Annotated in this window: 24 protein-coding genes; 9 read left to right on the top strand and 15 right to left on the bottom strand. The window is 72.9% G+C overall.

Features of this window, described 5'->3' with window-relative positions:
* The first annotated feature begins 1 nt into the window (after nt 1).
* The 4 genes from QSK26_RS19330 (at nt 2) to QSK26_RS19315 (ending at nt 4611) form a co-directional block, all read left to right on the top strand.
* Nucleotides 2-1489, top strand: a complete 1488-nt coding sequence (locus QSK26_RS19330; protein ID WP_285776575.1) for a lipopolysaccharide biosynthesis protein — start codon at nt 2-4, stop codon at nt 1487-1489.
* Complete coding sequence (locus QSK26_RS19325; protein WP_285776574.1) at nt 1489-2397, top strand: glycosyltransferase family 2 protein; 909 nt, start codon at nt 1489-1491, stop codon at nt 2395-2397. Before QSK26_RS19330 ends, QSK26_RS19325 begins: the two co-directional genes overlap by 1 nt.
* Nucleotides 2394-3623, top strand: coding sequence for an acyltransferase family protein (locus QSK26_RS19320; RefSeq protein ID WP_285776573.1), 1230 nt, complete (start codon nt 2394-2396; stop codon nt 3621-3623). The genes QSK26_RS19325 and QSK26_RS19320 overlap by 4 nt, the downstream gene beginning before the upstream one ends.
* A 94-nt stretch (nt 3624-3717) precedes the next feature.
* Nucleotides 3718-4611, top strand: a complete 894-nt coding sequence (locus tag QSK26_RS19315; protein WP_285776572.1) for a hypothetical protein — start codon at nt 3718-3720, stop codon at nt 4609-4611.
* Nucleotides 4612-4619: 8 nt separating this feature from the next.
* Here QSK26_RS19315 and QSK26_RS19310 read toward each other — a convergent pair whose 3' ends face one another.
* Nucleotides 4620-5489: a DUF6492 family protein gene (locus QSK26_RS19310; protein WP_285776571.1), complete on the bottom strand. Its 870-nt coding sequence runs from the start codon at nt 5487-5489 to the stop codon at nt 4620-4622.
* Nucleotides 5490-5667: 178 nt separating this feature from the next.
* Here QSK26_RS19310 and QSK26_RS19305 point away from each other — a divergent pair, with 178 nt between their 5' ends.
* Entirely contained in the window at nt 5668-6405 is a 738-nt protein-coding gene (locus QSK26_RS19305; protein WP_285776570.1) for a hypothetical protein, read from the top strand.
* Nucleotides 6384-7772, top strand: a complete 1389-nt coding sequence (locus tag QSK26_RS19300; protein ID WP_285776569.1) for an O-antigen ligase family protein — start codon at nt 6384-6386, stop codon at nt 7770-7772. The genes QSK26_RS19305 and QSK26_RS19300 overlap by 22 nt, the downstream gene beginning before the upstream one ends.
* Here QSK26_RS19300 and QSK26_RS19295 read toward each other — a convergent pair.
* Nucleotides 7769-8671 (bottom strand): hypothetical protein, encoded by a 903-nt coding sequence (locus tag QSK26_RS19295; protein ID WP_285776568.1) that lies wholly within the window; start codon nt 8669-8671, stop codon nt 7769-7771. The two genes, QSK26_RS19300 and QSK26_RS19295, sit on opposite strands and share 4 nt — an antisense overlap.
* Nucleotides 8672-8678: 7 nt before the next feature.
* Nucleotides 8679-9233, bottom strand: coding sequence for a dTDP-4-dehydrorhamnose 3,5-epimerase family protein (locus QSK26_RS19290; RefSeq protein WP_285776567.1), 555 nt, complete (start codon nt 9231-9233; stop codon nt 8679-8681).
* A gap of 39 nt (nt 9234-9272) precedes the next feature.
* On the opposite strand from QSK26_RS19290, the gene QSK26_RS19285 reads away from it, so the two are divergent.
* Nucleotides 9273-10133, top strand: a complete 861-nt coding sequence (locus QSK26_RS19285; protein ID WP_285776566.1) for a glycosyltransferase family 2 protein — start codon at nt 9273-9275, stop codon at nt 10131-10133.
* A 19-nt stretch (nt 10134-10152) separates the two neighbouring features.
* Here QSK26_RS19285 and QSK26_RS19280 read toward each other — a convergent pair whose 3' ends face one another.
* From QSK26_RS19280 to QSK26_RS19240, 9 genes are all read right to left on the bottom strand, one after another.
* Nucleotides 10153-10794, bottom strand: a complete 642-nt coding sequence (locus tag QSK26_RS19280; protein ID WP_285776565.1) for a class I SAM-dependent methyltransferase — start codon at nt 10792-10794, stop codon at nt 10153-10155.
* On the bottom strand, nt 10791-11984 hold the full coding sequence (locus tag QSK26_RS19275; RefSeq protein WP_285776564.1) for a glycosyltransferase family 4 protein: 1194 nt from the start codon (nt 11982-11984) through the stop codon (nt 10791-10793). Before QSK26_RS19275 ends, QSK26_RS19280 begins: the two co-directional genes overlap by 4 nt.
* Nucleotides 11974-13293 carry a nucleotide sugar dehydrogenase gene (locus QSK26_RS19270; protein WP_285776563.1) on the bottom strand — a complete coding sequence of 440 codons (1320 nt, stop codon included), beginning with the start codon at nt 13291-13293 and terminating at the stop codon, nt 11974-11976. The genes QSK26_RS19275 and QSK26_RS19270 overlap by 11 nt, the downstream gene beginning before the upstream one ends.
* 205 nt (nt 13294-13498) lie before the next feature.
* Nucleotides 13499-14584 (bottom strand): GNAT family N-acetyltransferase, encoded by a 1086-nt coding sequence (locus tag QSK26_RS19265; RefSeq protein WP_285776562.1) that lies wholly within the window; start codon nt 14582-14584, stop codon nt 13499-13501.
* Nucleotides 14581-15504 carry a glycosyltransferase family 2 protein gene (locus tag QSK26_RS19260; RefSeq protein ID WP_285776561.1) on the bottom strand — a complete coding sequence of 308 codons (924 nt, stop codon included), beginning with the start codon at nt 15502-15504 and terminating at the stop codon, nt 14581-14583. Before QSK26_RS19260 ends, QSK26_RS19265 begins: the two co-directional genes overlap by 4 nt.
* A gap of 12 nt (nt 15505-15516) precedes the next feature.
* Nucleotides 15517-16200 carry a polysaccharide deacetylase family protein gene (locus QSK26_RS19255; RefSeq protein WP_285776560.1) on the bottom strand — a complete coding sequence of 228 codons (684 nt, stop codon included), beginning with the start codon at nt 16198-16200 and terminating at the stop codon, nt 15517-15519.
* A gap of 157 nt (nt 16201-16357) precedes the next feature.
* Nucleotides 16358-17305: a hypothetical protein gene (locus tag QSK26_RS19250; RefSeq protein ID WP_285776559.1), complete on the bottom strand. Its 948-nt coding sequence runs from the start codon at nt 17303-17305 to the stop codon at nt 16358-16360.
* A 29-nt stretch (nt 17306-17334) separates the two neighbouring features.
* The gene (locus QSK26_RS19245) at nt 17335-18240 is read right to left on the bottom strand and encodes a hypothetical protein (protein WP_285776558.1); all 906 of its coding nucleotides are present in this window, start codon (nt 18238-18240) and stop codon (nt 17335-17337) included.
* Nucleotides 18237-18563, bottom strand: a complete 327-nt coding sequence (locus QSK26_RS19240) for a hypothetical protein (protein ID WP_285776557.1) — start codon at nt 18561-18563, stop codon at nt 18237-18239. Before QSK26_RS19240 ends, QSK26_RS19245 begins: the two co-directional genes overlap by 4 nt.
* A 139-nt stretch (nt 18564-18702) precedes the next feature.
* Between QSK26_RS19240 and QSK26_RS19235 the strand changes: the two genes are divergently transcribed.
* Nucleotides 18703-19086: a YbaB/EbfC family nucleoid-associated protein gene (locus QSK26_RS19235; protein ID WP_285776556.1), complete on the top strand. Its 384-nt coding sequence runs from the start codon at nt 18703-18705 to the stop codon at nt 19084-19086.
* Between the two features lie 58 nt (nt 19087-19144).
* Here the strand turns inward: QSK26_RS19235 and QSK26_RS19230 are convergent, their stop codons facing one another.
* A complete protein-coding gene (locus QSK26_RS19230; protein WP_285776555.1) occupies nt 19145-20044 on the bottom strand; it encodes an NAD-dependent epimerase/dehydratase family protein in 900 nt (299 codons plus the stop codon).
* 17 nt (nt 20045-20061) lie between these two features.
* On the opposite strand from QSK26_RS19230, the gene QSK26_RS19225 reads away from it, so the two are divergent.
* Nucleotides 20062-20187, top strand: coding sequence for a hypothetical protein (locus tag QSK26_RS19225; RefSeq protein WP_285776554.1), 126 nt, complete (start codon nt 20062-20064; stop codon nt 20185-20187).
* Nucleotides 20188-20256: 69 nt separating this feature from the next.
* Here the strand turns inward: QSK26_RS19225 and QSK26_RS19220 are convergent, their stop codons facing one another.
* Both QSK26_RS19220 and QSK26_RS19215 read right to left on the bottom strand, forming a co-directional pair.
* The gene (locus QSK26_RS19220; protein WP_285776553.1) at nt 20257-21300 is read right to left on the bottom strand and encodes a 2-oxoacid:ferredoxin oxidoreductase subunit beta; all 1044 of its coding nucleotides are present in this window, start codon (nt 21298-21300) and stop codon (nt 20257-20259) included.
* A complete protein-coding gene (locus tag QSK26_RS19215) occupies nt 21293-23140 on the bottom strand; it encodes a 2-oxoacid:acceptor oxidoreductase subunit alpha (protein ID WP_285776552.1) in 1848 nt (615 codons plus the stop codon). The genes QSK26_RS19220 and QSK26_RS19215 overlap by 8 nt, the downstream gene beginning before the upstream one ends.
* Between the last annotated feature and the right edge of the window lie 290 nt (nt 23141-23430).

Below are 23430 nucleotides of genomic sequence, written 5' to 3'. Positions count from 1 at the left end.
GATGGACGGGGAGGCGGACACTGGTTCACCGGTCGCCACGATCGGGCGTAAAGCGGGCCGCGGGCTGCGCTGGAGCCTGGTGGGCACGCTGGTGACGAAGGCGGGCTCCTTCGTCATGGGCCTGGTGCTCGCCCGCCTGCTCGCCCCGGAGGACTTCGGCCTCTACGCCATCGCGCTGGCCGCCACGGCGTTCGTCATGCACGTCAACGACGTCGGCATCATCGCGGCCACCGTGCAGTGGCGGGGCCGGCTGGAGGAGATGGCGCCCACCGCGACCGTCATGGCCGTCGGGTTCAGCGTCGCCGTCTACGGGATCTTCTGGTTCGCCGCGCCCGGCTTCGCCGCCCTCGCCGGCGGCGAGGACGCCACGCCGGTGGTCCGGCTGCTCACCGTCGTGATCCTCATCGACGGCCTGACCGCCGTGCGCAGCGCGGCCCTGATGCGCGAGTTCAGGCACGACCTGCTCACCATGGCCAACATGGCGGGCTTCTGCGTGAACGCCGGCGTCGCCATCACCCTCGCCGCGAACGGCGCCGGTCCCTACAGCTTCGCGTGGGGACAGCTCGCCGCCGCCGCGGTCACCGGGGTGCTCGTCCTCGCCGGGGCGAGGGTGCCGGTGCGGGTGGGGCTGGACCGGGCGGTCGCCGGGCGGCTGCTGCGCTTCGGCGTGCCGCTCGCCGCCAGCCTGGGCATCGAGTCGGTGCTGCTCAACGCCGACTACATCATCGTCGGCGGCGCCCTCGGCACGGTCGCGCTCGGCTACTACCTGCTCGCCTTCAACGTGTCGAGCTGGGTGCCCGGCCTCGTCGGCACCGCCGTACGGTACGTGTCCATCCCGAGTTTCTCCCGGCTGGCCGAGGAGGAGTCGGATTCGGTGGCCGAAGGGGTGCGGCGGTCGGTGCCGCCGCTGGTCGCCCTGGTGCTGCCGATCGCGGTGGCGATGGCCGCGCTGGCCGGGCCGTTCGTCGCGCTCTACGGGGCCAAGTGGGCGCCCGCGGCGGCGGTGCTGCCCTGGCTGGCCGTGCTCATGGTGGTGCGCATGCTGACCGCGCTCGCCTGCGACATCCTCATCTCGCTCGGCGCGACCCGGGCCACGGTCTGGCTCAACCTGGGCTGGGCGCTGGCCCTGGTGCCCGCCCTGCTCGTCGGCACCCGGGTGGACGGCATCCGCGGCGCGGCCGTCGGGCACGCCCTGGTCGCCGTGCTGGTCGCGCTGCCGCTCGCCGCCGCCGCCCTGCACCGGGCCGGCGTGCCGCTGGGGCCCGTGCTGCCCGGCCTGGTCCGCCCGCTGCTCGGCGGCGTCGTCGCCGCGGCGGTGATGCTGCCACTCGGCGTGCTGGTGGCCGGGCCCGCCCTGGTCACGCTGTGCGTGGCGGGCGGCGCGGGCGTGCTCGCCTACGCCGTGGTGGTGGTACCCCGGCAGACCCTCGCCCGGCTCGCAGGAGAGTCCGCTCGGCTCGTGCGGCCCGCAGGAAGGAAGGACACCTGATGCCCGGCTCCGACTCGCTGGTCTCCGTCGCGCTCCCGGTGCGCAACGGCGCGGCCCGGCTGGAGAAGGCGGTCCGCTCGGTCCTGGCCCAGGACCACGAACGCCTGGAACTCGTGATCTCCGACAACGCCTCCACGGACGGCACCGAGGAGCTCTGCCGCGAGCTGGCCGCGGGCGACGACCGGATCGTCTACCACCGGCACCCGGCGAACGTCGGCCTGCTCGGCAACTTCGTCTTCTCCGCCCGGCTGGCCACCGGCGCCTTCCTGCGCTGGATGGGCGACGACGACCGGCTCGCGCCCACCTGCGTCTCCCGCTCCCTGGCGGCGTTCGCCGACGACGCCCGGCTCATCCTGGTGACCACCCAGGTCGCCTACACCGATCCGCGCGGCACCACCAGGACCGGCGCCTACACCGGCACCCGGCTGCGCTCGGACGACCCGGTCGCACGCTTCGCCGAGATGCTCCGCATGCTCAACGAGAGCCACCTCCACATCGACCCCCTCTACGGGATGATGCGGCGCGCCCCCGTCGTCGCCATCTCCCGGCGCAACATGCTGCGCGAGGACGAGGTGTTCGCGGCCAAGCTGGCGCTCGCCGGGCCGTGGGGTCACGTGCCCGAGGTGCTCGCCCATCGCAACGTGAAGGAGGAGCGCATCCGGCTCGTGGCCCGCCGCCTGGGCGTGCCGGCCTGGCAGGCGCACGCGTCCAACACCCTCCAGTGCCTGGAGATGCTGCGCTGGCTGCGCGAGGCCGGCCTCACCGAGGACCAGGTACGGCGGGCCCGCGCCGAGGTGCTCCGCATGTACGCCCGCCGCCAGCGGCGCACCCTCACCCACCGGGGCCGCAAGCTCGCCCGCCTCGCCGCCGACCGCGTCCTGCGCGCCGACCTCTCGCGGCGTCCATGACCACCCCGCCCCCGGCCCCCGGAGAGACCGAGGACACCGATGGCGCCCGTCCGGCGGCGGGCGAGCCCGCCGGGCGGGAGGCGGTCGCCCGGGTGTCCGCGGCCGGTGCGGCGGGCGGCAGGCTGGCCGGGCTCGACGGGGTGCGGGGGATCGCGGCGTTGTTCGTGGTGCTGCACCACTGCTGGCTGATGTCGTTCCCGGGGTTCCCCTCCGGGGCGGGGCCGGCCTGGCTTGCCTGGCTCGGCTACGGGCACTTCGCGGTGGCCGTCTTCATCGTGCTGTCCGGCTTCTCGCTGGCCGCCGGGCCGGCGCGGCGCGGCATGCGGCTGGGCGGGCTGCGCGCGTTCGCCCGGCGCCGGGCGTGGCGCATCCTGCCGCCCTACTGGGCCGCCCTGGCGTTCAGCCTGGTCATCGCGTGGACGCTGGTCCCGCAGCCGGGCGAGGGGGTGCCGACCGCCCGGTCGGTCGTGGTCTTCGGGCTGCTGCTCCAGGACGTCTTCGGCTCGCCGAGCCCGAACGGCGCCCTGTGGTCCATCGCCGTCGAGGCGCAGCTCTACCTCGTCTTCCCGGTGCTGCTGCTGGTCGTGCGCCGGGCGGGCGCGGTGGTGATGCTGGCCGCGGTCACCGCCGTGGTGACGGTCGTGGGCGTGCTCGCGCCGGTGGTGCCGGCGGCCGGGCTGCTCCTGCGGTTCACCCCGCAGTTCGCCGCGCTGTTCGCGCTCGGCGTGGTCGCGGCCGGGGTACTCGCCGCGGGCGCCCGGTGGCGGCGGGTGCCCTGGCACCTGCTCGCGCCGGTCGCCGCGCTGCCGCCGCTCGCCTTGATCGCCGTGCGCGGGACGGAATGGGCGGTGGAGCGGTTCTTCTGGCTGGACCTCGCGATCGGCCCGGCTGTCGGGCTGCTGCTCGCCGGCCTCGCGACCGGGCGGCCGGCCGTACTCGTGCGGTTGCTGGACAGCCGGCCGGTCCGCGCGCTGGGGTCCTTCTCCTACAGCCTCTACCTGACCCACGCGCCGGTCGTCGTGGTGCTGAGCGTGCTCGTGCTCGCGCCGCGGATCGCACCCGGCCTGCCGCTCTTCCTCGCCACCCTGGCGCTGGCCGTGCCGGTCACGCTGCTGGTGGCCCGAGTCTTCGCGGGCCTCTTCGAGATCCCCTTCCAGCGGCACCGGTCCTGGTCCGCCCTGCGCGCGGCGCTGCGGGTACGGCTGTCGCGGGGCGGCCGGGCGTGATCTTCGTCTGTAACGGGAGGCCGTCGTGGCCCGATTCACCACACGGAACGTTCCGGGGCGCGGGCTCGCTCCGGCACGGACAGGGGGCGAGCACATGGACTTCTGGAAGACCGTCCTGGGGCTCGTCCGGCACCGGCGGGTCGGCCCCCTCGTGTTCGTGCTGGCGCTCGCCGCGGCGGCGGCGGCCTACTTCGTCGTGCCGACGCGGTACACGGCGGGCACCTCCTCCGTGCTGACCACCCCGGCGACCGGCGGGACGCTCTCCCAGGACCCCGACCAGCCACCGGGGCTGACCAACCCGCTGCTCCAGTTCAGCGACGGGCTGCGCACCACGGCGGGTATCCTCATCCTGTCGATGAACACCCCCGAGGTGGCGGCGAAGCTGGGCGTCGTCGACGGCGGTCCCACCACGCTCACCATCGACGACGGCCGGTCCAACCCCAACCTGCTCGGCCTGGAGGGCCCCTTCGTCTACATCGAGGCCGGCGGCACCTCGCCCGCCGTGGTCCGGGACACGGTGGCCGGCGCCCAGGCCCTGGTGAAGCAGGAACTGGCCGACCGTCAGCGGCAGCTCAAGGCACCCCCGTCCACCTATATCGCGATCACCCAGATGGTGCCCGTGTCCACCCCCAAGGCCGACATGGGGGACAAGGTGACCGCGACCGGCGTCGCCTTCGCCGGTGTCCTCACCGGGGGCATCGCCGTCGGGTACGCACTCGTCATGCGGGCCGCCGCGCGGCGGGCGCGGGCGGCGGCGGACGCGCCGGACGACCCCGGGACCCCGCCCGCCCAGGACCCGGAGGAGCACCCCGACGCCGATGACCGGGCATCCGAATCCACCGCCCCGGATCCCGCCGCCTCGGATGCCGTCACCCTCGAACCCGCCACCCTCGAACCCGCCACCCTCGAACCCGTCACTCCAGGACCCGTCACCGTGGACAGGATGAACGGGCGGGCGCCGGTGGACGGCGAGGTCGGCGCCGGATGAGCGGGCCGTCAGGCGATCTCGGCACACCGCCGGATCGCGGCCTGCCGCGCCTCCGGTCCGGTCCGCGACTTGGCCGAGATCATCATCGCGATCGCGCCGGGGCCGAGCCGCTCGGCGAAGGCGACCGCCTCCTCCGTGCTGAGCGGGGACCGCTGCCAGTTGTTGTGGCTCAGCGTGTTGTCCGACGCCGGTCGCTCGGCGGCGGGCAGCACCTCGTCCGCGAAGACGCCGTAGAGCATGAACTCCGAGATGTGCAGCCGGGCGTTGAACGCGTCGAGCCAGGGCCGCCCGGCGATCTCGGCGACCTTGTCCTGCAGCGCGCGGGCGACGGCGGGGTCCCAGAAGTTCAGCGGGGTGACGTAGTCGGTCAGCGGGGGCGGCGGCGCCGGGGGCAGACCGAGCATGTCCCGGGAGACCCGGTGCCACAGCACGTGCCGGTCCATGTCCGGGGTGACCCCCTTCGGCTCCCGGAACAGCCGCGGCCGGCCGCCGGACATGAAACGTTCCATCCGGACCGGGCGGACCAGCACGACGTCGGAGTCGGCGATCAGCACGGCGTCCGCGTCCATCCGCGCGGTGAGCGCCAGTTTGAGCGTCTGCTGCATCACCCAGCCGCGCACCGGCGGCCACGGCCTGCGCGCGTCCACCCACGGCCCGCGGGGCCCCAGCCGCAGGTAGCTGCCGGGCAGCAGCTCGGGATACGTCCAGACGCGGCAGCGCGGCCCGGCGTACCGCTGGAAGACCTTCCGCCACACCGGCGAGATGATCACGTGGTGCACGGTGTCGTCCGAGGTGTGCTCCAGCACCGATCGGTGCAGCTCGGCGAAGAGCTCCGCGTCCGGCCCATGGGTCGGCGTGATGACGGCCAGCTCGGTCATGGACGGAGCGCTCCCATCTGTGGGGCGTCGAGGATCCCCGTAGTCACTATCGGCACCGGGCGGGCCACGCGTTACACGCCGCCGCCGCTCCCGTGCCTCCCGGGTAACGGCCCATCCGGCGGCCCGATGGATCTGATGAGGACGCCGGTGTCTCGCCATCGGTCCGGAGAGGAGACGCATGGACTTCTGGGGGACGGTCCTCGTCGTGCTGCGCCGGTGGTACGTCACGATTCCGGCGTTCGCGCTGGCCCTCGCCGCGGCGGCGGCCGTGTACCGGTCCATTCCGACGACCTACGTCTCCCACGCCGTCCTGGTGCTGACCGCGCCGCCCAGCGGCGGCGTCGAGTCGGGCAACGGTGAGGTGCCCGGCACGCTGGTCAACCCGCTGCTCAACTTCGACGAGGGGCTCAGCACGACCGCGTCGATCCTCATCCAGTCGCTCAGCGCGCCGGACGTGGCGGTGGAGCTGGGCGCGGTACCGGGCGGGCCGACGACCTACGAGGTCACCAACGGCAGCAGCAACCTGGAGTCGCTGACCAGCGGGCCGTTCGTGTTCGTCAGCAGCGAGAGCCGGTCGCCCGAGGGCGCCAGGGAGATCGTCCTGCGGGTGATGGAACGCGCCAGGACCGAGCTGACCGAGCGCCAGAAGGAGCTGGACGCCCCGGCTTCCACCTACATCGTCGTCAAGGAGACGGTTGCGCCGACCGCACCCCAGGCGCAGCGCGGCAGTCAGATGCGCGCCGCCGCCGCGGCGGTGGCCGTCGGCGGCGTGGCGAGCCTGTGCGCGGCCTTCGCCGCCGACAGCTTCGCCGACGCCCGCCGCGCCCGCCGCCGCACCCGCACGCCCACCCCCGCCCCGCCTCCGGACGCCGCGGGCGACGAGCGGCCGGCGGCGTGGCCGGCGTCGAGGCGGTGAGCGTGGTCACGCGGCGGGTAGAGCTGGCCGACCTGGCCGGGCCGGGTACGGCGGCGCGGCAGCGGGCGGACACGGCCACCATCGCCTCCCTGTGGACGCTGACCCTGCTCCTGCTGCCCGCCAGGCTCGTCTACCAGGGCGTGCCGCTGTCCATCACCCCGGCCTCCTCGATCGCCCTGGCCCTCGGCCTGATGTGGGCGTGCGCGCACTTCAGCAACCGGCTCGGCCTGGCCAAGGGACGCACCCCGGTGCGCACCGCGCTGTTCGTGCACGCCGTCGCCATGATCGCCACCTACGGCTACGGCACGTACGCCTACCTGCCCGCCGACGAACTCGGCCTGGCCGACCACGCGTTCATCCTGATCATGGCCAACATCGTCTTCGCGCTGGCGGTGTGCGACGGGGTGCGCGGCATGGACCGGCTGGACCGGTTGCTCAGGACCGTCGTCGTGGGCGGGGCGGTCATCGCGCTGGTCGGGGCGTTCCAGTTCCTGCTGGACCTCGACCTGACCCGGTACCTCGACCTGCCGGGACTGCGGTCGATCTCCGACGACGCGGCGGTGATCGAACGGTCCGGGCTGCGCCGGGTGTCCTCGACGGCGGCGCATCCGATCGAGTTCGGCGTGCTGTGCGCGATGATCCTGCCGATCGCCGCGTACTACGGGTTCCGGGCCCGGGAGCGCGGGGAGCCTGCGCTGCGCTGGTGGCTGTGCGCCGGGCTCGTCGCGGCCGGGCTGATGTTCTCCGTCTCCCGTTCGGCGGTGCTCGGCCTGGCCGGGGTCGCCGTGGTGCTGCTGTGCGGGTGGCCGGCGCGGCGGCGGATCCAGACGCTGGTGGTGGCGGTCGTCTTCCTCGCCGGGATCAGGGTGGTGGCGCCCGGCCTGCTCGGCGCGTTCTACGGCCTGTTCGCCAACGCCGGCAACGACGACAGCATCCGCTACCGCACGCACGACTACGCCGTGGCCGCCGAGGAGATCGCCAGGCACCCGTGGCTGGGCCGGGGCGCCGGCACCTGGTACGCGCCCAAGCACCAGGTGTTCGACAACCAGTACATCCTGTCCACCGTGGAGACCGGGTACATCGGCGTCACGACGCTCGTCCTGGCGTTCCTGGTGGCGATCTACGCGGCGCTGCGGGCCCGCCGTATCGGCGCCGACGCGGGGACCCGCGACCTCGGCCTCACCCTCGCCGCCTGCCTGGTCGTGCCGCTCATCGGCGCGGCGACCTTCGACCTGATGTCGTTCAAGATGGTGGCGGGCCTGTCCTTCCTGCTGATCGGCGTCGCGGGCGCGCTGCTGCGCACAGCGTCGGCCACTGCGTCGGCCTCAGGGGCGGCCTCAGGGGCGGCCACGGCCGGGACGCGTTAGGACGCGCCCTGACACTCCAGCGGGCCCACCGTGGCGGTGATCCGGTAGTCCTCGTCGATGGTGACCAGCGTGTTGCCCGCCCAGTCGAGGGTGCCGCAGTCGGAGTCCACCGGGCCGTAGACCCAGGACCGGTCGACCAGCTTGTTGTCCCGCACGATCTGCCGTCCGCGCACGTTGCGCACCTGGATGCTGTAGGTGCCGCCCATCACCAGGTTGTCGGTGACCGTCACGTCCTCCAACTGCTCGTCCACCAGGAAGATCGGCGCGGTGATGTCCTTCGCGTCGCGCTGGTCGATCGTGTTGTGGTGGAACACCAGGCCCTTCCCGGTCAGGTACGCCTGGATGCCGTCGGAGTGGTCGCCGGGGTTGGAGCACAGGCGGGCGTAGGAGTCCCGGATGTCGATGTCGTCACCGGAGGCGCGGAAGCCGTCGCCGTGCCCCTGGACGAGCACCCGCCTCGCGGTGTACTTGTCGTGCCCGATCCCGGGCAGCGTCAGGCACGCGCCGGGGGTGCCCACGGTGGAGTCGGTGATGGTGAACCGGAACGATTTGTCGCCGTCGGCGTTCGTCACGTCGCCGTCGATCTGGCTGTTCCTGATCGTCACGTCGTCGGCGTGCACGAGCAGCGTGCCGGGGACGTGCACGCCGTCGAGCACGGTGCCCGGGGTGGTGACCCGGTAGGCGGCGCCCTCCTCGTTGAGCCGGAGGGTGGTGAGCTTCGTCCCGGGCGGCACGCCGGTGCAGGCGGGGGACGGGTGGCCGGGGCAGCCCGTCGCGGTGGGCGTCGGGACGGGGGTGGGCGTGGCCACCGGCGGCGGCGCGCTCTGGCACGCCGTCAGCGCCGCCAGGAACGCCACCGTGATCGCCGACAGGACAGCGGGCGGGGGAACCCGTCGCATGCTCGCCTCACTCCGTCGCTCGGAGACGCTCGCCGAGTCGCGCCCACGAACCCGCGGCGAGATCACGCTCGCTGACCGCCGAGACCGGCAACGGCCAGTCGACGGCGAGGTCGGGGTCGTCGTAGCGCACGGTCAGATCTTCGGCCGGATCGTGCTCCCTGTCGATGCGGTAGCAGACATCCGCCTCCCCGGTCAGCGCCTGGAAGCCGTGCAGGAACCCCGGAGGCACGTAGAGGACGGCGAACCTGTCGTCGTCCAGCACGACGGAGAACCGCGACCCGAAGGTGGGGGAGGCCGGGCGGGCGTCCACCACCACGTCGTACACGGCGCCGCGGGCGCACCGGACGAGCTTCGCCTCGCCCCGCCCGGCCCGCCCGTGCAGGCCGCGGACCGTGCCGGACCGGGAGCGCGACTGGCTGTCCTGCACGAAGGCGGCCGGGTCCAGCCCGGCAGCCGCCGCCACGCCGGCGTCGAAGACCCGGGTGAACAGCCCGCGCGCGTCACGGTGCGGCGTCGGAACGAACAACAGCACCCCGTCGAGCGCGGTCTTTTCTATTCTCAAGGTGTCATCCCTTTCCCACGGCGGTCGGAAGGCGGCCCGGTGAGCGATGTGGTCGGCGGCGGTCCGGTGGCCAGTGTGGTGATCCCGGCGCACAACGAGGAAGCGGTGCTGGGCGACCACCTCGCCGCGCTGCTCGCGGGGACGGCGCCCGGTGAGTTCGACGTCGTCGTGGTGGCCAACGCCTGCTCCGACGGCACGGCGCGGGTCGCGGGACGGGTGCCGGGGGTGCGGGTGGTGGAGACGGCCGTGCCGGGCAAGGCCAACGCGCTGCGGCTCGGCGACGCCGCCTGCCGCGCGTTCCCCCGGGTGTACCTCGACGCCGACGTGCGGTTGCCGGCGGAGTCGGTGCGCGCGCTGGTGGCCGCGGCGGCCCGGCCGGGGGTGCTGGCCTGCGCCCCGGTGCCGGTGCTCGACCTGACCGGGGTGGGCCGCGTCGCCCGGCGGATGCATCGCGTGCACGAACGGCTGGTCGCGCCCGGCCGTACGCTCGCCGGGGTGGGCGTCTACGTGCTCACCGAGGAGGGGCACGCGCGGGCGTTCCCGCTGCCGGACGTGATCTCCGACGACGGCTGGATGCAGGGCGGCTTCGCCCCCGGCGAGAGCGTCGTGGTGCGCGCGGCCACGTCGGTGGTCCGCCCGGCCCGCACGGTCTCCGCGCACCTCGCCAGGCGGGTCAGGGTACGGCAGGGCAACCGGCAGCTCCGCGAGCTGGGCCGGCCGCCGGCCGCGGCCCGGCTGGGCCCGGGGGCGCTCGCCGCGCTGGTGCGGCGCCGGGAGGTGAGCCCGCTCGACGCCGCCTGTTACCTGGGCGTCCTCCTGGCGGACCGGGCGCTGACCGCGCTGCGGAGGCGGCGCGGCGGCCAGGTGCGGTGGGGGACGGACGCGAGCAGCCGCGGCTGAGCGGGCCGGCCGGCGGCGCTCACGCACCTGGGCGGGCGCCGATCGTGTAGACCCGGGTGGAACCGAACACGCCCCCGCCCCTGCCCGCGACCGTCCTGGTGTGCCGGAACCTGCCCGTGGCCAGCAGGAACGGCTCCTCGACCGGGTTGTAGTAGACCACGGTCACCGGGCGCGGGCTGCGGTCCACCGAGCGGAGCAGATTCCCGATCGCGGCGGAGAAGATCTCACCGCGGAACGGGTTGTTCAGGAACACCACGCTCACGTCGTCCGGGATCGGGTAGTCCAGCACGTCGGAGCGGACAAGTTCGACGTCGGGGCAGCGCAGCCGCCGGCGGAACCCGGCCACGTTGGACCGGGCGATCTCGTCGAGCTCGGCCGACAGCTCGACCCCGATCACCCTCTTGAACGGGTAGTGCGCGGCGGCCTCCAGCACCATGCGTCCCATGCCGGAGCCCAGGTCGACGAACACGTCGTGCCCGCCGATCTCCCTCGGCGGCAGCGCGCGGCGCAGCGTCCGCCAGCTCGCCGGGGAGTAGTAGACCCGCTCCCGGTGGTCCAGCCCGAACTCGGTGAGGCTCACCACGTCCGAGGTGCGCACGCCGTACCGCCGCTCGTACAGCGCCCGGCCGAGCGCCCTGCGCAGCCGTCTGTACGCGTTCACCGCTTGCCCACGGCGGCGTCGTAGGCGGCCAGCAGGGCGGTCCTGGACCGGTCCCAGGACAGCGGGCCGGTGACCCGTTCCCTGCCGATCTCGCCCATCCTGCGGCGTTCGCCGGGGTCGTCGAGCAGCCGGGCGACCAGCTTGGCGAACGCCGCCTCGTCGTTGGCCGGGGCGTAGAGCGCGGCCTCGCCGGCCGACACCCTGGCCTCGCGCAGGTCGAAAGAGACGACCGGGCGGGCCATCGCCATGTACTCCATGATCTTGTTCATGGTGGACACGTCGTTGAGCGGGTTGAGCGGGTCGGGGGACAGGCAGACATCCGCCGTGGACAGGTAGCGCAGCAGGTCGGCGTCCGGGATGCGGCCGGTGAACTCCACCACGTCGGACAGGCCGAGCCGGCGGCTGAGCGCGACCATGTCGTGGAAGGTGTCCCCGGCGCCGACGAACACCGCGTGCCAGTCGTTCCGGCCGAGCTCTCCGCGCAGCCTGGCCAGTGCCCGCAGCGCGTAGTCCACGCCGTCCTGCGGGCCCATCACGCCCAGGTAGCACAGCAGGTACGGCTTGCCCTTCTTGAGTGGTTCCTCCGGCGGTACCTGGTGGAACCGTTCGACGGCGGGCGCGCTGCGCACCACGAAGACGTCCTGCGGCCGTTTCCCGCCCCGGGTCAGGGCGACCTCGCGGTAGCTCTCGTTGGTGGCGATCACCACGTCGGCCGCCCGGTAGGTGAGCAGTTCCAGCTTGCACACCACGCGGTAGAGCAGGTCCCGGCCGCGGCCGAACCTGGACAGGTACAGCTCGGGGACCAGGTCGTGCTGGTCGAACACGAACCGCGCGCCACGCCGCCGCAGCCGCCTGGCGGTCAGGAAGAACAGGTCGGGCGGGTTGCAGGCGTGCACCACGTCCACCGGGCCGATCCGGCGGGCGATCCGGGCCGTGTGCAGCAGCGCGCTGCCGTACTCCCGCAGGTAGCCGAGCGGGCCGCCGGCCGCGGGGCGCAGCGGGTAGCGGTGGATGCGCACGCCGTCGATGACCGTTTCCCGTTCGGTGTCGCGCCTGACCCCCTGCGGGCAGACGACGTGCACCTCCCAGCCGGCGTCGCGCAACGCGGTGCTCTCCTGCCAGACCCGCCGGTCGAAGGGCACGGACAGGTTCTCGACCAGGATCAGGGCCCGGCCCGCGTCACCAGCCAAGGCCCGCGTACTCCGGTGCGGCCCGGCGCGCCTCGGCGTCGGGGAGGCGGACCAGGTCGACGACCAGGCGTGAACCCGTGTCGCGGTCGAGCGCGTTCAGCACGGCGGGATCCTGGCAGCCGATCACGCACACTTCGGCGTGCCCGAGCACCTCGTCCGCGGAGTTGCTCAGCAGGTCGCCGAGGTGCGGCAGCCTGCTCTCGATGTACTCCCTGTTGGCGCCCATCAGCCGGGACATCGACACGTTCGCGTCGTAGATGCGCAGGTCGTAGCCCTTGCCCAGGAGGCGTTCCGCGAGTTCGACGAGAGGGCTCTCGCGCAGGTCGTCGGTGCCCGGCTTGAACGACAGGCCGAACAGCCCGATCCGCCGCTTCCCGCTCGCGGTCACCAGGTCGAAGGCGCGGCGCAGGTGCTCCTCGTTGGAGGGCAGCACGTGCGACAGCAGCGGCACCGAGACGTCGGCGCGGTGCGCCGCGTAGACCAGTCCGCGCAGGTCCTTGGGCAGGCAGGAGCCGCCGAAGGCGAAGCCGGGCCGCAGGTAGGCGGGGCTGATGTTGAGTTTGCGGTCGGCGAGGAAGACGTCCATGACCCGGTGTGAGTCGAGCCCGAGCGCCTGGCAGATCGCGCCCAGTTCATTGGCGAAACCGATCTTCACCGCATGAAACGCATTATCCGCATATTTCGTCATTTCGGCTACTTGAAGGGGGACGCGGAACACTTCGCCCGGCAAACCCTCGTATAACGCGGCCACCATGTCGCCGCTCGCCGGGTCCAGCTCGCCGATGACCGTCTTCGGCGGTTCGAAGAAGTCCCGCACGCTCGTCCCCTCGCGCAGGAACTCCGGATTCACCGCCACCCCGAAGTCGGCCCCGGCCCGCAGACCGGAGGACCGTTCCAGAATCGGGACGAGCGACTCCGCGCAGGTGCCGGGCAGCATAGTGCTCCGGAAGACCACGGTGTGCCGCCGGCCGAGCCCGCTCATCGCCTGGCCGATCTGCTCGGCCACCCGTTCCAGGTGGACGGTGGACAGGCTGCCGTTGGGCGCGGACGGCGTCCCTACGCAGACCAGGGAGATCTCGCTGCCGGTGACCGCGTCCTCGACGTCGGCGGTGGCGCGCAGCGCCCCCCGGGCCACGACCGCCGAGATCAGCTCGCCGATCCGCTCCTCCAGTACGGGCGGCCGGCCGCGCGCGATGAGCTCGATCTTGACCGGGTTCACGTCCACGCCGACGACCTCGTGTCCCCGGGTCGCCAGGCAGGCGGCGGTTACCGAGCCGACATATCCCAGCCCGAAAACACTGATCCGCATATTGCCCCGCCCTCCGTCGCACGCCATTCGGCCGCAGGGCGGGAGAGTGTATTCCTCCCCCCGACCCCAAGGGTTATGTCGTCATAAGTTCCACGATTGTTACGATCTTCATGAGTCCTGATGTGGCCAGAAAAATGCCTGGCTTTGCCATTGTGTGTGGATGAAATGGCATTTAAAGTGACGCGTCTTTCGCGGGGGTGCGAGATCAGCGGCCGAGCCCTCTGACCTGCCGTACGGCATGGCGCAGGACGGGGCCGAAGGGGGACGCCTTGGCCATCGCGACCATCGAGTCACGCGCCCTGCGCAGCGCCAGCCGGGCCGGGCTCCTGGTCACCATCCCCTGGCACACCTGGACCTCGCCGGTCTTCGCCCGCCGCTTGTACTCGTCGTCGCCGCGTCCGAGGTCGATCCGCCCGACGCCCATCGCCGGGGCGGCGGCCACCAGCTCGCGCAGCAGCATCCAGCCCGGGGACAACTGCCCGAAGGCCGGGTCGTAGACCGGGAACCACCAGTGCAGCACGCCGTCCGCCCGCAGCCCGAAGTGCGCCGCGACCAGGTGCGGCCCGGCGTGCAGTGTGGACAGCACCCCGCGGAAACCGGGGTCGCGGACCCGCATCAGCCGGGTCAGCAACTCCCGCCGGCCGGGCTCGGCGAAGTAGTCCGCGACCCCGGTGGCCGCGTACTGCGCGCGCTTGAGCTCCACCACCCGCGCCAGCGCCTCGTCGTCCACCACGTCCGCCGCGAACCGCACCGCGCCGTACTCCCGCTCCGCCCGCGCCGCACGGCGGCGCGCCTGCGCCATGTTGTCCTTGCCGCTGCGCGAGGCCCGCCCGAGATACCCCGTCAGCCCTCCGCTGACATCGACGAAGGGGGACGGGCGGCGCGACTCCACCCACGGCTCGAACGCGGGGCCGCTCTCCACCAGATGGTCGAACGCGAACGCCCGGACACCGCCGCCGAGCAGCCGCAGCGGCGGGAACGCCGTGCCGGGGGCGAGCACCGGCCCCTGGAAGTCGGCCCCCGGCCACCCGGCGGGCCTGATCAGCGCCCCCTCCCGGTGGTGGGCGAGCAACGCGCGCACCTCACCGCCCGCGTCCCTGGCCACCGTGACCCGTACGGCCCGGCCGCCCGCGTGCAGGGCGGCGGCGAAGCCGGGATGGAAGTAGGGGCTGTCCAGCAGCGGGTTGGCCGCCCGGAGCCGATGCCAGGCATCCAGCTCCTCCCCGGTGAGCGCGTCGAACGCCACCGTCCTGACGGCACCGTTCAGCGGGTCGTTCAACCGATCGTTCAACGGGGGGCCGGTCCGGCGACGATCCCGGCCCGGCGCGACGGCCTCACCAGCGCCACCACCGACGCCCGTGACGTACGGCGGCCCGCCAGCGCCCGCAGCCCCTCGCCCAGCACCACCGCCAGGTAGTAGGCGGCCCCCGCGGGCGAACCCCGCCGCCGCCGGAAAAGCCGCACCTTGTTCACGATCAGCAGCGAGGCCAGCGCCGGATTCGTGCCCGAGTCGCCGCCGAGGTGCTCGAACACCGCGCCCGGCTCGTACCACAGGGTCCATCCCCGGTCCCGGGCGCGCAGGGCGTACTCCGTCTCCTCGCTGTAGAGGAAGAAGGACTCGTCCCACGGCCCCAGCTCACGCAGCGCGGGCACCGCGACCAGCATGGCCGCGCCGGTCGCCCACGCCGCCTCGCCCGGCCGCTCGTACGCGCGCGGATCGGTGACCATCTCGCCCAGCGTGCCGATCCGGCCGGCCAGGTTGCCGCCGATCACCGCCTCGACCAGGGCCCTGCGCACGGTCGGCATCCGGCGCAGCGACGCCTGGAGGCTGCCGTCCTCGTTGACCAGCCGGGGCACCGCGATGCCGCGCCCCGGCCGGCGCAGCGCCTCGCCGAGCAGGGCCAGCGCGCCCGGCCGCACCCGGCAGTCCGGGTTGCACACCAGCACCGCGTCCAGCCCGTCCAGGTCGAGTGCCGCGATCCCGGCGTTCACCGCCGCCGCGTACCCGGCGTTGTGGCCCACCTGGACCACCGTGGCGCCGGCCCGTTCCGCCACCGGCACGGAGTCGTCCCCGGAGGCGTTGTCCGCCACGACGACCGCCGAGAGCGTCGCCCCCCGGGCCCCGCCCGGCAGCGACCGCAGGCAGTCGCCGAGCACGTCCGCGCTGTTGTAGGTCACCACGACGACCGCGATCCTGAGCGGCAGGTCCATCATCTCTCCAGGTCAGCCGCGGGCGCGCTTGACGGCGCGGGCGGCGATGCGGCGGGCGCGCAGGGGCAGGGAAGGCCGGTCGTCCAGCACCCGGCGGGTCCAGTCGAGGTCGAGGTCGTGCCGCAGGCTGGTGCGCGGCTGGAGCCAGGAGTCCGGCCGGGCGCGCCCTCCGTCGCTGGTGTACGCCCGGGACACCCGGGCCCGGCGCAACCGGCCCAGCACGCGCCGGTCGTAGGAGCCGAACGGGATCGCCACCCGGGACACCGGCCGCCCGGTCAGGCCCGTCAGCACCCGGTGCGAGTCGTCGAGCTCCTGCCGCGCCTGCGCGGGGTCCAGCCGCCGCCAGTCGCGGTGCGCCCAGCCGTGCGAGCCGACGTTCATCCCGGCCCGCACCAGCTCCCGCACCCCGCCCGCGTCCAGCCTGCCCGGCTCCCCGAGCAGCCCCGCCAGCACGAAGAACTCCGCCCGCAGGCCGCGCTCCAGCAACCTCGGCAGCGCGATCTCCACATCGGAGGCGTTCCCGTCGTCGAAGGTGATCCGCACGTCCTCCCGCCCGGCCACCGCGTCGAGCACCTGCTCGAACCGCTCGACGCTGACCCAGGTGAGCTCCTCGTCCGGCTCGAACGGCCGCCCCGGTGGACCGATCCCGTGCACCGTCAGGTTGACGACCGACCGCATCGCGCCCCCCTCATCCATCCGTGCTGCTTATCGGGCCGCCCACCCCCTCGTTACACCTTTGTCACGATCCGGCCGCGCCCCGCTCGCCGAGCACGACGATCGCGGCTGCGCGAGGTCGGTCAGCGGGCTCCGGGCGATGAACCTCGCCTTCCGTGCACCAGCACAGTGAGACGAACTACCGGAAGGGATCCCAGTCGGTGCCGTAGTCGAGGAGGGAGGCGCCGAGGTCGGGGTGGCGGGCGAGCCAGGCGTCGTCGAAGAGGAACCACTGCTGGTGGCCGAAGGCTTCGTAGTAGTGGATGGCCATCTGGGCCAGGTGGTCGGCGTCGTCGACGAGGGTCATGGCCGGGTCGCGCCCGTTCTGCGCGACGCCGAGGCGGCCGAGCGCGTATTCGTGCGCCGCCGGGTGCGGGCCGAGCAACTCGGCGGGCGTGAACTCGTCGAACTCGGGCCAGTGGTTGCACCGGCGCAACGCCGGGCCGACGCCCGTGTCCCCGGGCGCCACCAGCGCGCGCAGCACGACCAGCTCGTACGGCCAGTCGTCCATGCCGGTGCCGGTCTCCCGCAGGTGCGCGGCCAGGCCGGGCAGCCGGACGCCGGGGAAGGTGAGCGGCCGCTGCCAGCAGATGGTTTCACTGTCGTAGAACGTCAGCAGCACGGCGTGGGTGGCACCGGGTCCGGGCCGCTCCGCCGCGTCCGCGGGGAGCGGCCAGGTGCCGTGCAGCAGGTAGGCCACCCGGTCCGGCCGCTCGGCCGCCACGGCGTCGTCGAAGAAGAAGTAGGCCAGCTCGACCTCGTCGTCATCGGTGAACGCGCGGACGCTGTGCTCGTCCACCCGGACCTCGCGCTCGACGTAGAGGTGCTTCCGCAGGACGTCGTCGAGCTCCTGCCAGGTCGCGGGTGCGGGGATCCGGTGCTCGCGGGCGCGCTCGACGAACGACGACAGCCCGTAGACCCGCCCGCCCAGCTCCTCCCGCAGCCAGGCGTCGGCGTCTCGCTCCGGCGTGTCCACCAGGGCCGACCAGGCGCGCCGGAACCAGGCGAGCGGGGTGGCGTCGGGCAGCCGCAGGATCCGCCTGCCGAGCGGTCCTTCGTAGTGCGTGCGATAGACGAAGTGAGTCACGCCCACAACCTGCCAGACGGCTCCGACAGTCAGCCGTTCAACCGCCTCCCCAGCCACGTCTCCAGCGTGTTCTTGTGGATCTTGGCCGTCTCGTTCAGATCGCTCGCCTGCTGCTTGTAGTGATCCACGACTTCGCTTTGACCGGCCTCCTCCGCCCGCCTCTGCTTGTCCTGGACCTCTCGCAGCTCTTCCCGCGTCTTCCGGAGATTGTCCATCGCCTGCTGGGTGTAGCGCGGGGCGGGATCGGGGGGCTTCCTCCATCTCAACCCCATGTCGAGTTTCTGACCCCCCCGGGGCTGAACGCCCTCCGCCGGAGCCCCGGTGGCTCGGCGGGTGGGAAGCGGCGCCCTGCCGCCGCCCACCGGTCCGGCGAAGCTGGGCGCCGGGGCGCCCGGTCCCCGCCTCAGCGAGGCGAGCAGGTCGTCGAGGGGGCCGAGGACCTTTCTCCTGATGGCGTTCGCCAGCGCGCCCCCGGTGCCCTCCCGCACCGCGCCGAACATGAGGGCTCCCTGCCGGCGGCCCGCCGCCATCTCCGCCGTCGCCCCGGCGGCTCCGAGGGGCCCGCCGGCCAGCAGGGTGCGGGCGACCTTGACGGCGGTCACGGTGCCGAGCACGCCCACGGCCAGCCCGGTGTAGGTGAGAACGTCGGACAGCCCCTGGGTCGAGGCGGAGGCGGCGCCGGTCAGCTCGGCGGCCCGGCGGGCGTGCTCGTCGCCGGCCCGCACGTGGGCGTCCCTGGCCGGGGCGGAGGGCCCCTGGTAGGACTGCCCGGCGTCCGTCATCGTGGCGGTGGCCTGGGCGGAGGTCACGCCGGTGGCACCGGCGGCCTGCCGGAGCACCGCGGTCTGCAGGTCCATCCCGTCGGTGTCGGGGAGGGCGGCAGGGCTGAATCCGAGGAACTGGATGCCCTGGGCGGCGTCGGGGGGCAGGGTCACGGCGCCACCCGCCCGTTCAGGCCGAGGGTGACGGTGTCGGCCGCGGCCTCCGCCTGCCCGATCCCGGCCGTCGAGGCGCCGAGCCGTGCACCGGTGTCGGCCATCGTGCGGCCGAGGTGCTCGTGCACCTCCTGAAGGCGTGTGCCGCACTGGCTGAGCAGGGTGGCGCAGTCGGGGATCAGCGAGACGTCGCCCCACAGGGGGCCGCCGATCCCGTAGGCGGTGACCCCCTGGGCGGCCACGGCGTAGTCCGCGCCGTGTTCCTCCATCCGCCGCCGGGCGAGTCCCGTCTCCGCCATGTTCACATCGAGTTCAGCGCTCATACCGGCGAACCTTAACGTGATCGTCGCCGGAATCCAGAGGGTTCCAAGGGGTCTGATGGTGATTGTCCGAATGATTAAAGGCTCGTTTACAACCCCGGTCTACACTGGCCGCCTCGTCCCCCGTATCACTGGAGCGCCCATGGCCGCACCCGACCTCGACCAGTTGCGCGGCATGATGGACCAGGCGCAGCGCTCTCTGCGCACGCTCCAGGAGGCGCGGGAGCGGGTCGAGGAGGTCACCGGCGAGGCCGCCAGCGCCGACGGCCTGATCAGCGCCACCTGCCGGGGCCACGGGACCGTCACCGGGCTCGTCCTGGACCCCCGGGCCATGCGGCGCGACCGGGAGACCCTCTCCCGCGACGTCACGGCGGTGCTCCAGGCCGCCCAGCGGGACGCCGAGCTGCAGGCCGGGGCCATCGTGGGCCAGGCCCTGGACGACACCGCCGACCTGCCCGAGCCGCCGGACGCCTCCGCCGTCCTCGACCGCGTCGAACAGGCCGCCCGGGACATCCTGGGCGCCTGACCCCGCCCGGCTGTCCGCCGTCCGGTCCGGCGTACCAGTCCACCGTACGGACGCCCGGCTATCCGCCGTCCGGTCCGGCGTACCAGTCCACCGTGCGGCGCAGGCCGTCCGCCAGCTCGGTGGCCGGACGCCAGCCGAGGACCTCGGCCGCCGCGGCCGGGTCGGCGATCTGCGGCGCGTCCAGCGGCCGGTCGGCGACCGCCCCGTAACGGGGGCGGGCCTCGCCGCCGACGATGCCGAGAAGCAGCTCGACGGTGTCCCTGATCGACACCCGGGTCCCGGAGGCGATGTCCAGGACCCGGCCGCAGGCGGCGGCGTTCTCGCCCGCGGCGACGAACGCGTCCACGACGTCGTCCACGTAGACCCAGTCGAGCAGCCGGTCGCCGCCGGACAGGCTCGGCTCCTCGCCGCGCAGCAGGCAGCGGATGACGTACGGCACGAGCCTGCCGACGGCGGGTTGCCCCGGGCCGTAGACCATGGCGACCCGCAGCACGGTGACCGGCGTGCCGTACAGGCGGTGGAAGAAGGACGCGTAGCCGGTGGCGGCCCACTTGGCCACCGCGTACGGCGAGGACGGCGAGGTCTGGCCGTCGCCGGGTTTGGGCTCCTCGATCGAGCCGGCCAGCACCAGCCTGGTCCCCGGCGTCTCGGTCACGGCGGTCAGCAGGTTGACGACGCTCATCAGGTTGCCGCGCATCGTGGGCAGCACCACGCGCACGTCCCTGGCGCCGGTGACCTCGCTCGCCAGGTGGTAGACGACATCCGGGCGGGTGGCGCGGAGCAGCCGGGCGGTCGAGGCGATGTCGCCGAGGTCGGCGATGTGCCAGATCTCGTCGCCGTCCGGCGTCCGCGGGCGGCGGCTGACCGCGTGGACCTCCGCGCCCAGCAGGCCGAGCCGCCTGACCAGGTGGGCTCCGATGAACCCTGTTGCTCCGGTGACCAGAGCTCGTGCTGACATGGGCGTCGCCTCCTGTCATGAGATCTGGCCGGAGGGGGCGCACGTTTCAGAGCCGGTATCGCTATCGCGGCATCGGGCGCTACGAGATCACCGAGGCGTCGGCGCCGGACGTGCTCCGCTGGATCCGCGGGCGGATCGGCTGAGGGCGGCCGGGCCGACGCCCGGCCGCCTCACGAACGCGCGGGCCGCACCAGGACGGCCGCACGAACGCGCTAGTTGATCCGCCAGGTGTCGCCGCCGTGCAGCAGGTCGTGCAGGTCGCCCTGGCCGCGGTCGGCCACGGCCTGGTCGAGCTGCTCGGCCATCCGCTCGTCGTAGGACGGGCGGTCCACGTTACGGAAGACGCCGATCGGGACGTGCTGGAAGGCGGGCTCGTCCAGCCGGGACAGCGCGAAGGCCAGCGACGGGTCCGGGTTGTGCGTGTCGTGCACGAGGATCTCCTCCTCGCGCACCGACGCCCGGTCCACCACCTCAAGGCCACGCGGGCCCTGCCGTACGGCCTTGCTGGCGGACACGATCGGCCGGCCGTGCTCCAGGCGCAGCGTGATGTCGTCCCGGACCTCGGGGTTCTTCAGCTGCTCGAAGGCGTCGTCGTTGAAGATGTTGCAGTTCTGGTAGATCTCCACCAGCGACGTGCCCTTGTGCTCGGCGGCCTCGCGCAGCACCGACTGCAGGTGCTTGCGGTCGGAGTCGATCGTGCGGGCGACGAACGACGCCTCCGCGCCGATCGCCAGCGAGATCGGGTTGAACGGCTTGTCCAGCGAGCCCATCGGCGTCGACTTGGTGATCTTGCCGACTTCGCTGGTCGGCGAGTACTGGCCCTTGGTCAGCCCGTAGATCCGGTTGTTGAACAGCAGGATGTTGAGGTTGACGTTACGGCGCAGCGCGTGGATCAGGTGGTTGCCGCCGATGGACAGCGCGTCGCCGTCACCGGTGATCACCCACACGCTCAGGTCGGGCCTGGACGCGGCCAGCCCGGTGGCGATCGCCGGGGCGCGGCCGTGGATCGAGTGGAACCCGTAGGTGTTCATGTAGTACGGGAACCGCGAGGAGCAGCCGATCCCGGAGACGAAGACCATGTTCTCCCGGCGCAGGCCGAGGTCGGGCACGAAGCTCTGCACGGCGGCCAGGATGGCGTAGTCACCGCACCCCGGGCACCAGCGGACCTCCTGGTCGGTCTTGAACTCCTTCATGGACTGCTTGACGTCGGTCTTCGGGACCAGGCTGAGGCCCCTGCCGTTCAGGATGTCACTCACTGTCGATCACGTCCTGGATCACGCCGGCCAGTTCCTCCGCCTTGAACGGCAGGCCGCGCACGCGGTTGTAGCTGATGATGTCGACCAGGAAGCGGGCGCGCAGCAGCAACGCGAGCTGGCCGAGGTTGATCTCGGGGAGCAGCACCTTGTCGTAGGAGCGCAGCACCTCGCCGGTGTTGGCGGGCAGCGGGTTGAGGTGGCGCAGGTGGGCCTGCGCGACCTTGCCGCCCGCCTTGCGCACCCGGCGGGCCGCGGCGGCGATCGGGCCGTAGGTGGAGCCCCAGCCGAGCACGAGCACCCGGGCGTCGCCGTCCGGGTCCTCCACGGCCAGGTCGGGCACGTCGATGCCGTCGATCTTGGCCTGGCGGAGCCGGACCATGCGGTCGTGGTTGTCCGGGTCGTAGGAGATGTTGCCGGTGCCGTCGGCCTTCTCGATGCCGCCGATCCGGTGCTCCAGGCCGGGCGTGCCGGGCACCGCCCAGGGGCGGGCGAGGGTGCCGGGGTCGCGCTTGAAGGGGAGGTAGGTCTCGCCGTCGTCGCCGTTGGGCGCGGTCGCGAAGTCCACCGAGATATCCGGCAGTTCGGAGACCTCGGGCACCCGCCAGGGCTCCGAGCCGTTGGCCAGGTAGCCGTCCGACAGCAGCATCACCGGCGTACGGTACTTCACCGCGATCCTGGCCGCCTCGATCGCGGCGTGGAAGCAGTCGCTCGGCGTGGACGGCGCGATGACCGGCACCGGCGACTCGCCGTTGCGGCCGAACATCGCCATCAGCAGGTCGGTCTGCTCGGTCTTGGTCGGCATGCCGGTCGACGGGCCGGCGCGCTGCACGTCGACCACGATCAGCGGCAGCTCGGTGGTGACCGCGAGACCCACCGTCTCGGCCTTCAGCGCGACGCCGGGACCGCTCGTCGTGGTGACGCCGAGCGCCCCGCCGAAGGCCGCGCCGAGCGCCGCGCCCACGCCCGCGATCTCGTCCTCCGCCTGGAAGGTGCGGATGCCGAACCGCTTGTGCCGCGAAAGCTCGTGCAGGATGTCGCTGGCCGGGGTGATCGGGTAGGACCCGAGGAAGAGCGGCAGCCTGGCCTGCACCGAGGCCGCGATCAGCCCGTACGCCAGGGCCTGGTTGCCGGAGATGTTCCGGTAGACGCCCGCCGCCAGCTTGGCCGGCTTGATCTCGTAGGAGACCGAGAACGACTCGGTGGTCTCGCCGTAGTTCCAGCCTGCCTGGAAGGCCGCGACGTTGGCCTTCGCGATGTCCGGCTTCTTGGCGAACTTGCCCTCAAGGAACTTGATCGTCGCGTCGGTCGGCCGGTGGTAGAGCCAGGACAGCAGGCCGAGGGCGAACATGTTCTTCGCCCGCTCCGCGTCCTTCTTGGAGATGTCGAAGCCTTCGAGCGCCTTGACCGTCAGCGTGGTGAGCGGCACCGCGTGCACCCGCCACTCCGCGAGCGAGTCGTCCTCCAGCGGGTTGGCCGCGTAGCCGACCTTCGCCAGGTTGCGCTTGGTGAACTCGTCGGTGTTGGCGATCACGTCCGCGCCCCTGGGCAGGTCGCCGAGGTTGGCCTTCAGCGCCGCGGGGTTCATCGCGACCAGCACGTTGGGCGCGTCGCCCGGGGTGAGGATGTCGTGGTCGGCGAAGTGCAGCTGGAAGCTGGACACGCCCGGCAGGGTGCCTGCGGGGGCGCGGATCTCCGCCGGGAAGTTGGGAAGCGTGGACAGGTCGTTGCCGAACTCGGCGGTCTCCGCGGTGAAGCGGTCACCGGTCAACTGCATGCCATCGCCGGAGTCGCCGGCGAAACGGATGATGACGCGGTCGAGTTGCTGAACCTGTTTGGTCACAGCTCAGTCCTCCTCGACGCGGGAAGGCGCCGTAACTCGTGACATGTCTCTCACTTCCATGCTAGATCCCTTGGGGCGACGCGGGCATGATTCGCGTTCTTCCACTGTGCAGAGGCGCGCGACGTGTCGCGGGTCCTCGCGGGGTGATAAGGGTGATCGTCGGTCCGCGCGGGGAGATCCGCGCGGCTGCGGCCATGATGGAGTCCGGCGGGGGTCGCGCAGGACAGAGCTCGGGCCGTCGTGATGCTGAATGTCGCGCGCCGCCGGGCGGCAGTGGTCACGACCGGAAT

Source organism: Microtetraspora sp. NBRC 13810, assembly GCF_030268685.1.
Lineage (GTDB): Bacteria > Actinomycetota > Actinomycetes > Streptosporangiales > Streptosporangiaceae > BSRQ01.
The sequence above is the reverse complement of the archived record's forward strand: the minus strand, read 5'-3'. Positions and strand labels throughout refer to the sequence as shown.

Excerpts from the sequence above, each read along its gene's own strand:
- QSK26_RS19330 (WP_285776575.1), top strand. The coding sequence starts at position 2 with ATGGACGGGGAGGCGGACACTGGTTCACCGGTCGCCACGATCGGGCGT.
- QSK26_RS19325 (WP_285776574.1), top strand. The coding sequence starts at position 1,489 with ATGCCCGGCTCCGACTCGCTGGTCTCCGTCGCGCTCCCGGTGCGCAAC.
- QSK26_RS19320 (WP_285776573.1), top strand. The coding sequence starts at position 2,394 with ATGACCACCCCGCCCCCGGCCCCCGGAGAGACCGAGGACACCGATGGC.
- QSK26_RS19315 (WP_285776572.1), top strand. The coding sequence starts at position 3,718 with ATGGACTTCTGGAAGACCGTCCTGGGGCTCGTCCGGCACCGGCGGGTC.
- QSK26_RS19310 (WP_285776571.1), bottom strand. The coding sequence starts at position 5,489 with ATGACCGAGCTGGCCGTCATCACGCCGACCCATGGGCCGGACGCGGAG.
- QSK26_RS19305 (WP_285776570.1), top strand. The coding sequence starts at position 5,668 with ATGGACTTCTGGGGGACGGTCCTCGTCGTGCTGCGCCGGTGGTACGTC.
- QSK26_RS19295 (WP_285776568.1), bottom strand. The coding sequence starts at position 8,671 with ATGCGACGGGTTCCCCCGCCCGCTGTCCTGTCGGCGATCACGGTGGCG.
- QSK26_RS19270 (WP_285776563.1), bottom strand. The coding sequence starts at position 13,293 with ATGCGGATCAGTGTTTTCGGGCTGGGATATGTCGGCTCGGTAACCGCC.
- QSK26_RS19260 (WP_285776561.1), bottom strand. The coding sequence starts at position 15,504 with ATGGACCTGCCGCTCAGGATCGCGGTCGTCGTGGTGACCTACAACAGC.
- QSK26_RS19255 (WP_285776560.1), bottom strand. The coding sequence starts at position 16,200 with ATGGATGAGGGGGGCGCGATGCGGTCGGTCGTCAACCTGACGGTGCAC.
- QSK26_RS19240 (WP_285776557.1), bottom strand. The coding sequence starts at position 18,563 with ATGAGCGCTGAACTCGATGTGAACATGGCGGAGACGGGACTCGCCCGG.
- QSK26_RS19235 (WP_285776556.1), top strand. The coding sequence starts at position 18,703 with ATGGCCGCACCCGACCTCGACCAGTTGCGCGGCATGATGGACCAGGCG.
- QSK26_RS19230 (WP_285776555.1), bottom strand. The coding sequence starts at position 20,044 with ATGTCAGCACGAGCTCTGGTCACCGGAGCAACAGGGTTCATCGGAGCC.
- QSK26_RS19225 (WP_285776554.1), top strand. The coding sequence starts at position 20,062 with ATGAGATCTGGCCGGAGGGGGCGCACGTTTCAGAGCCGGTATCGCTAT.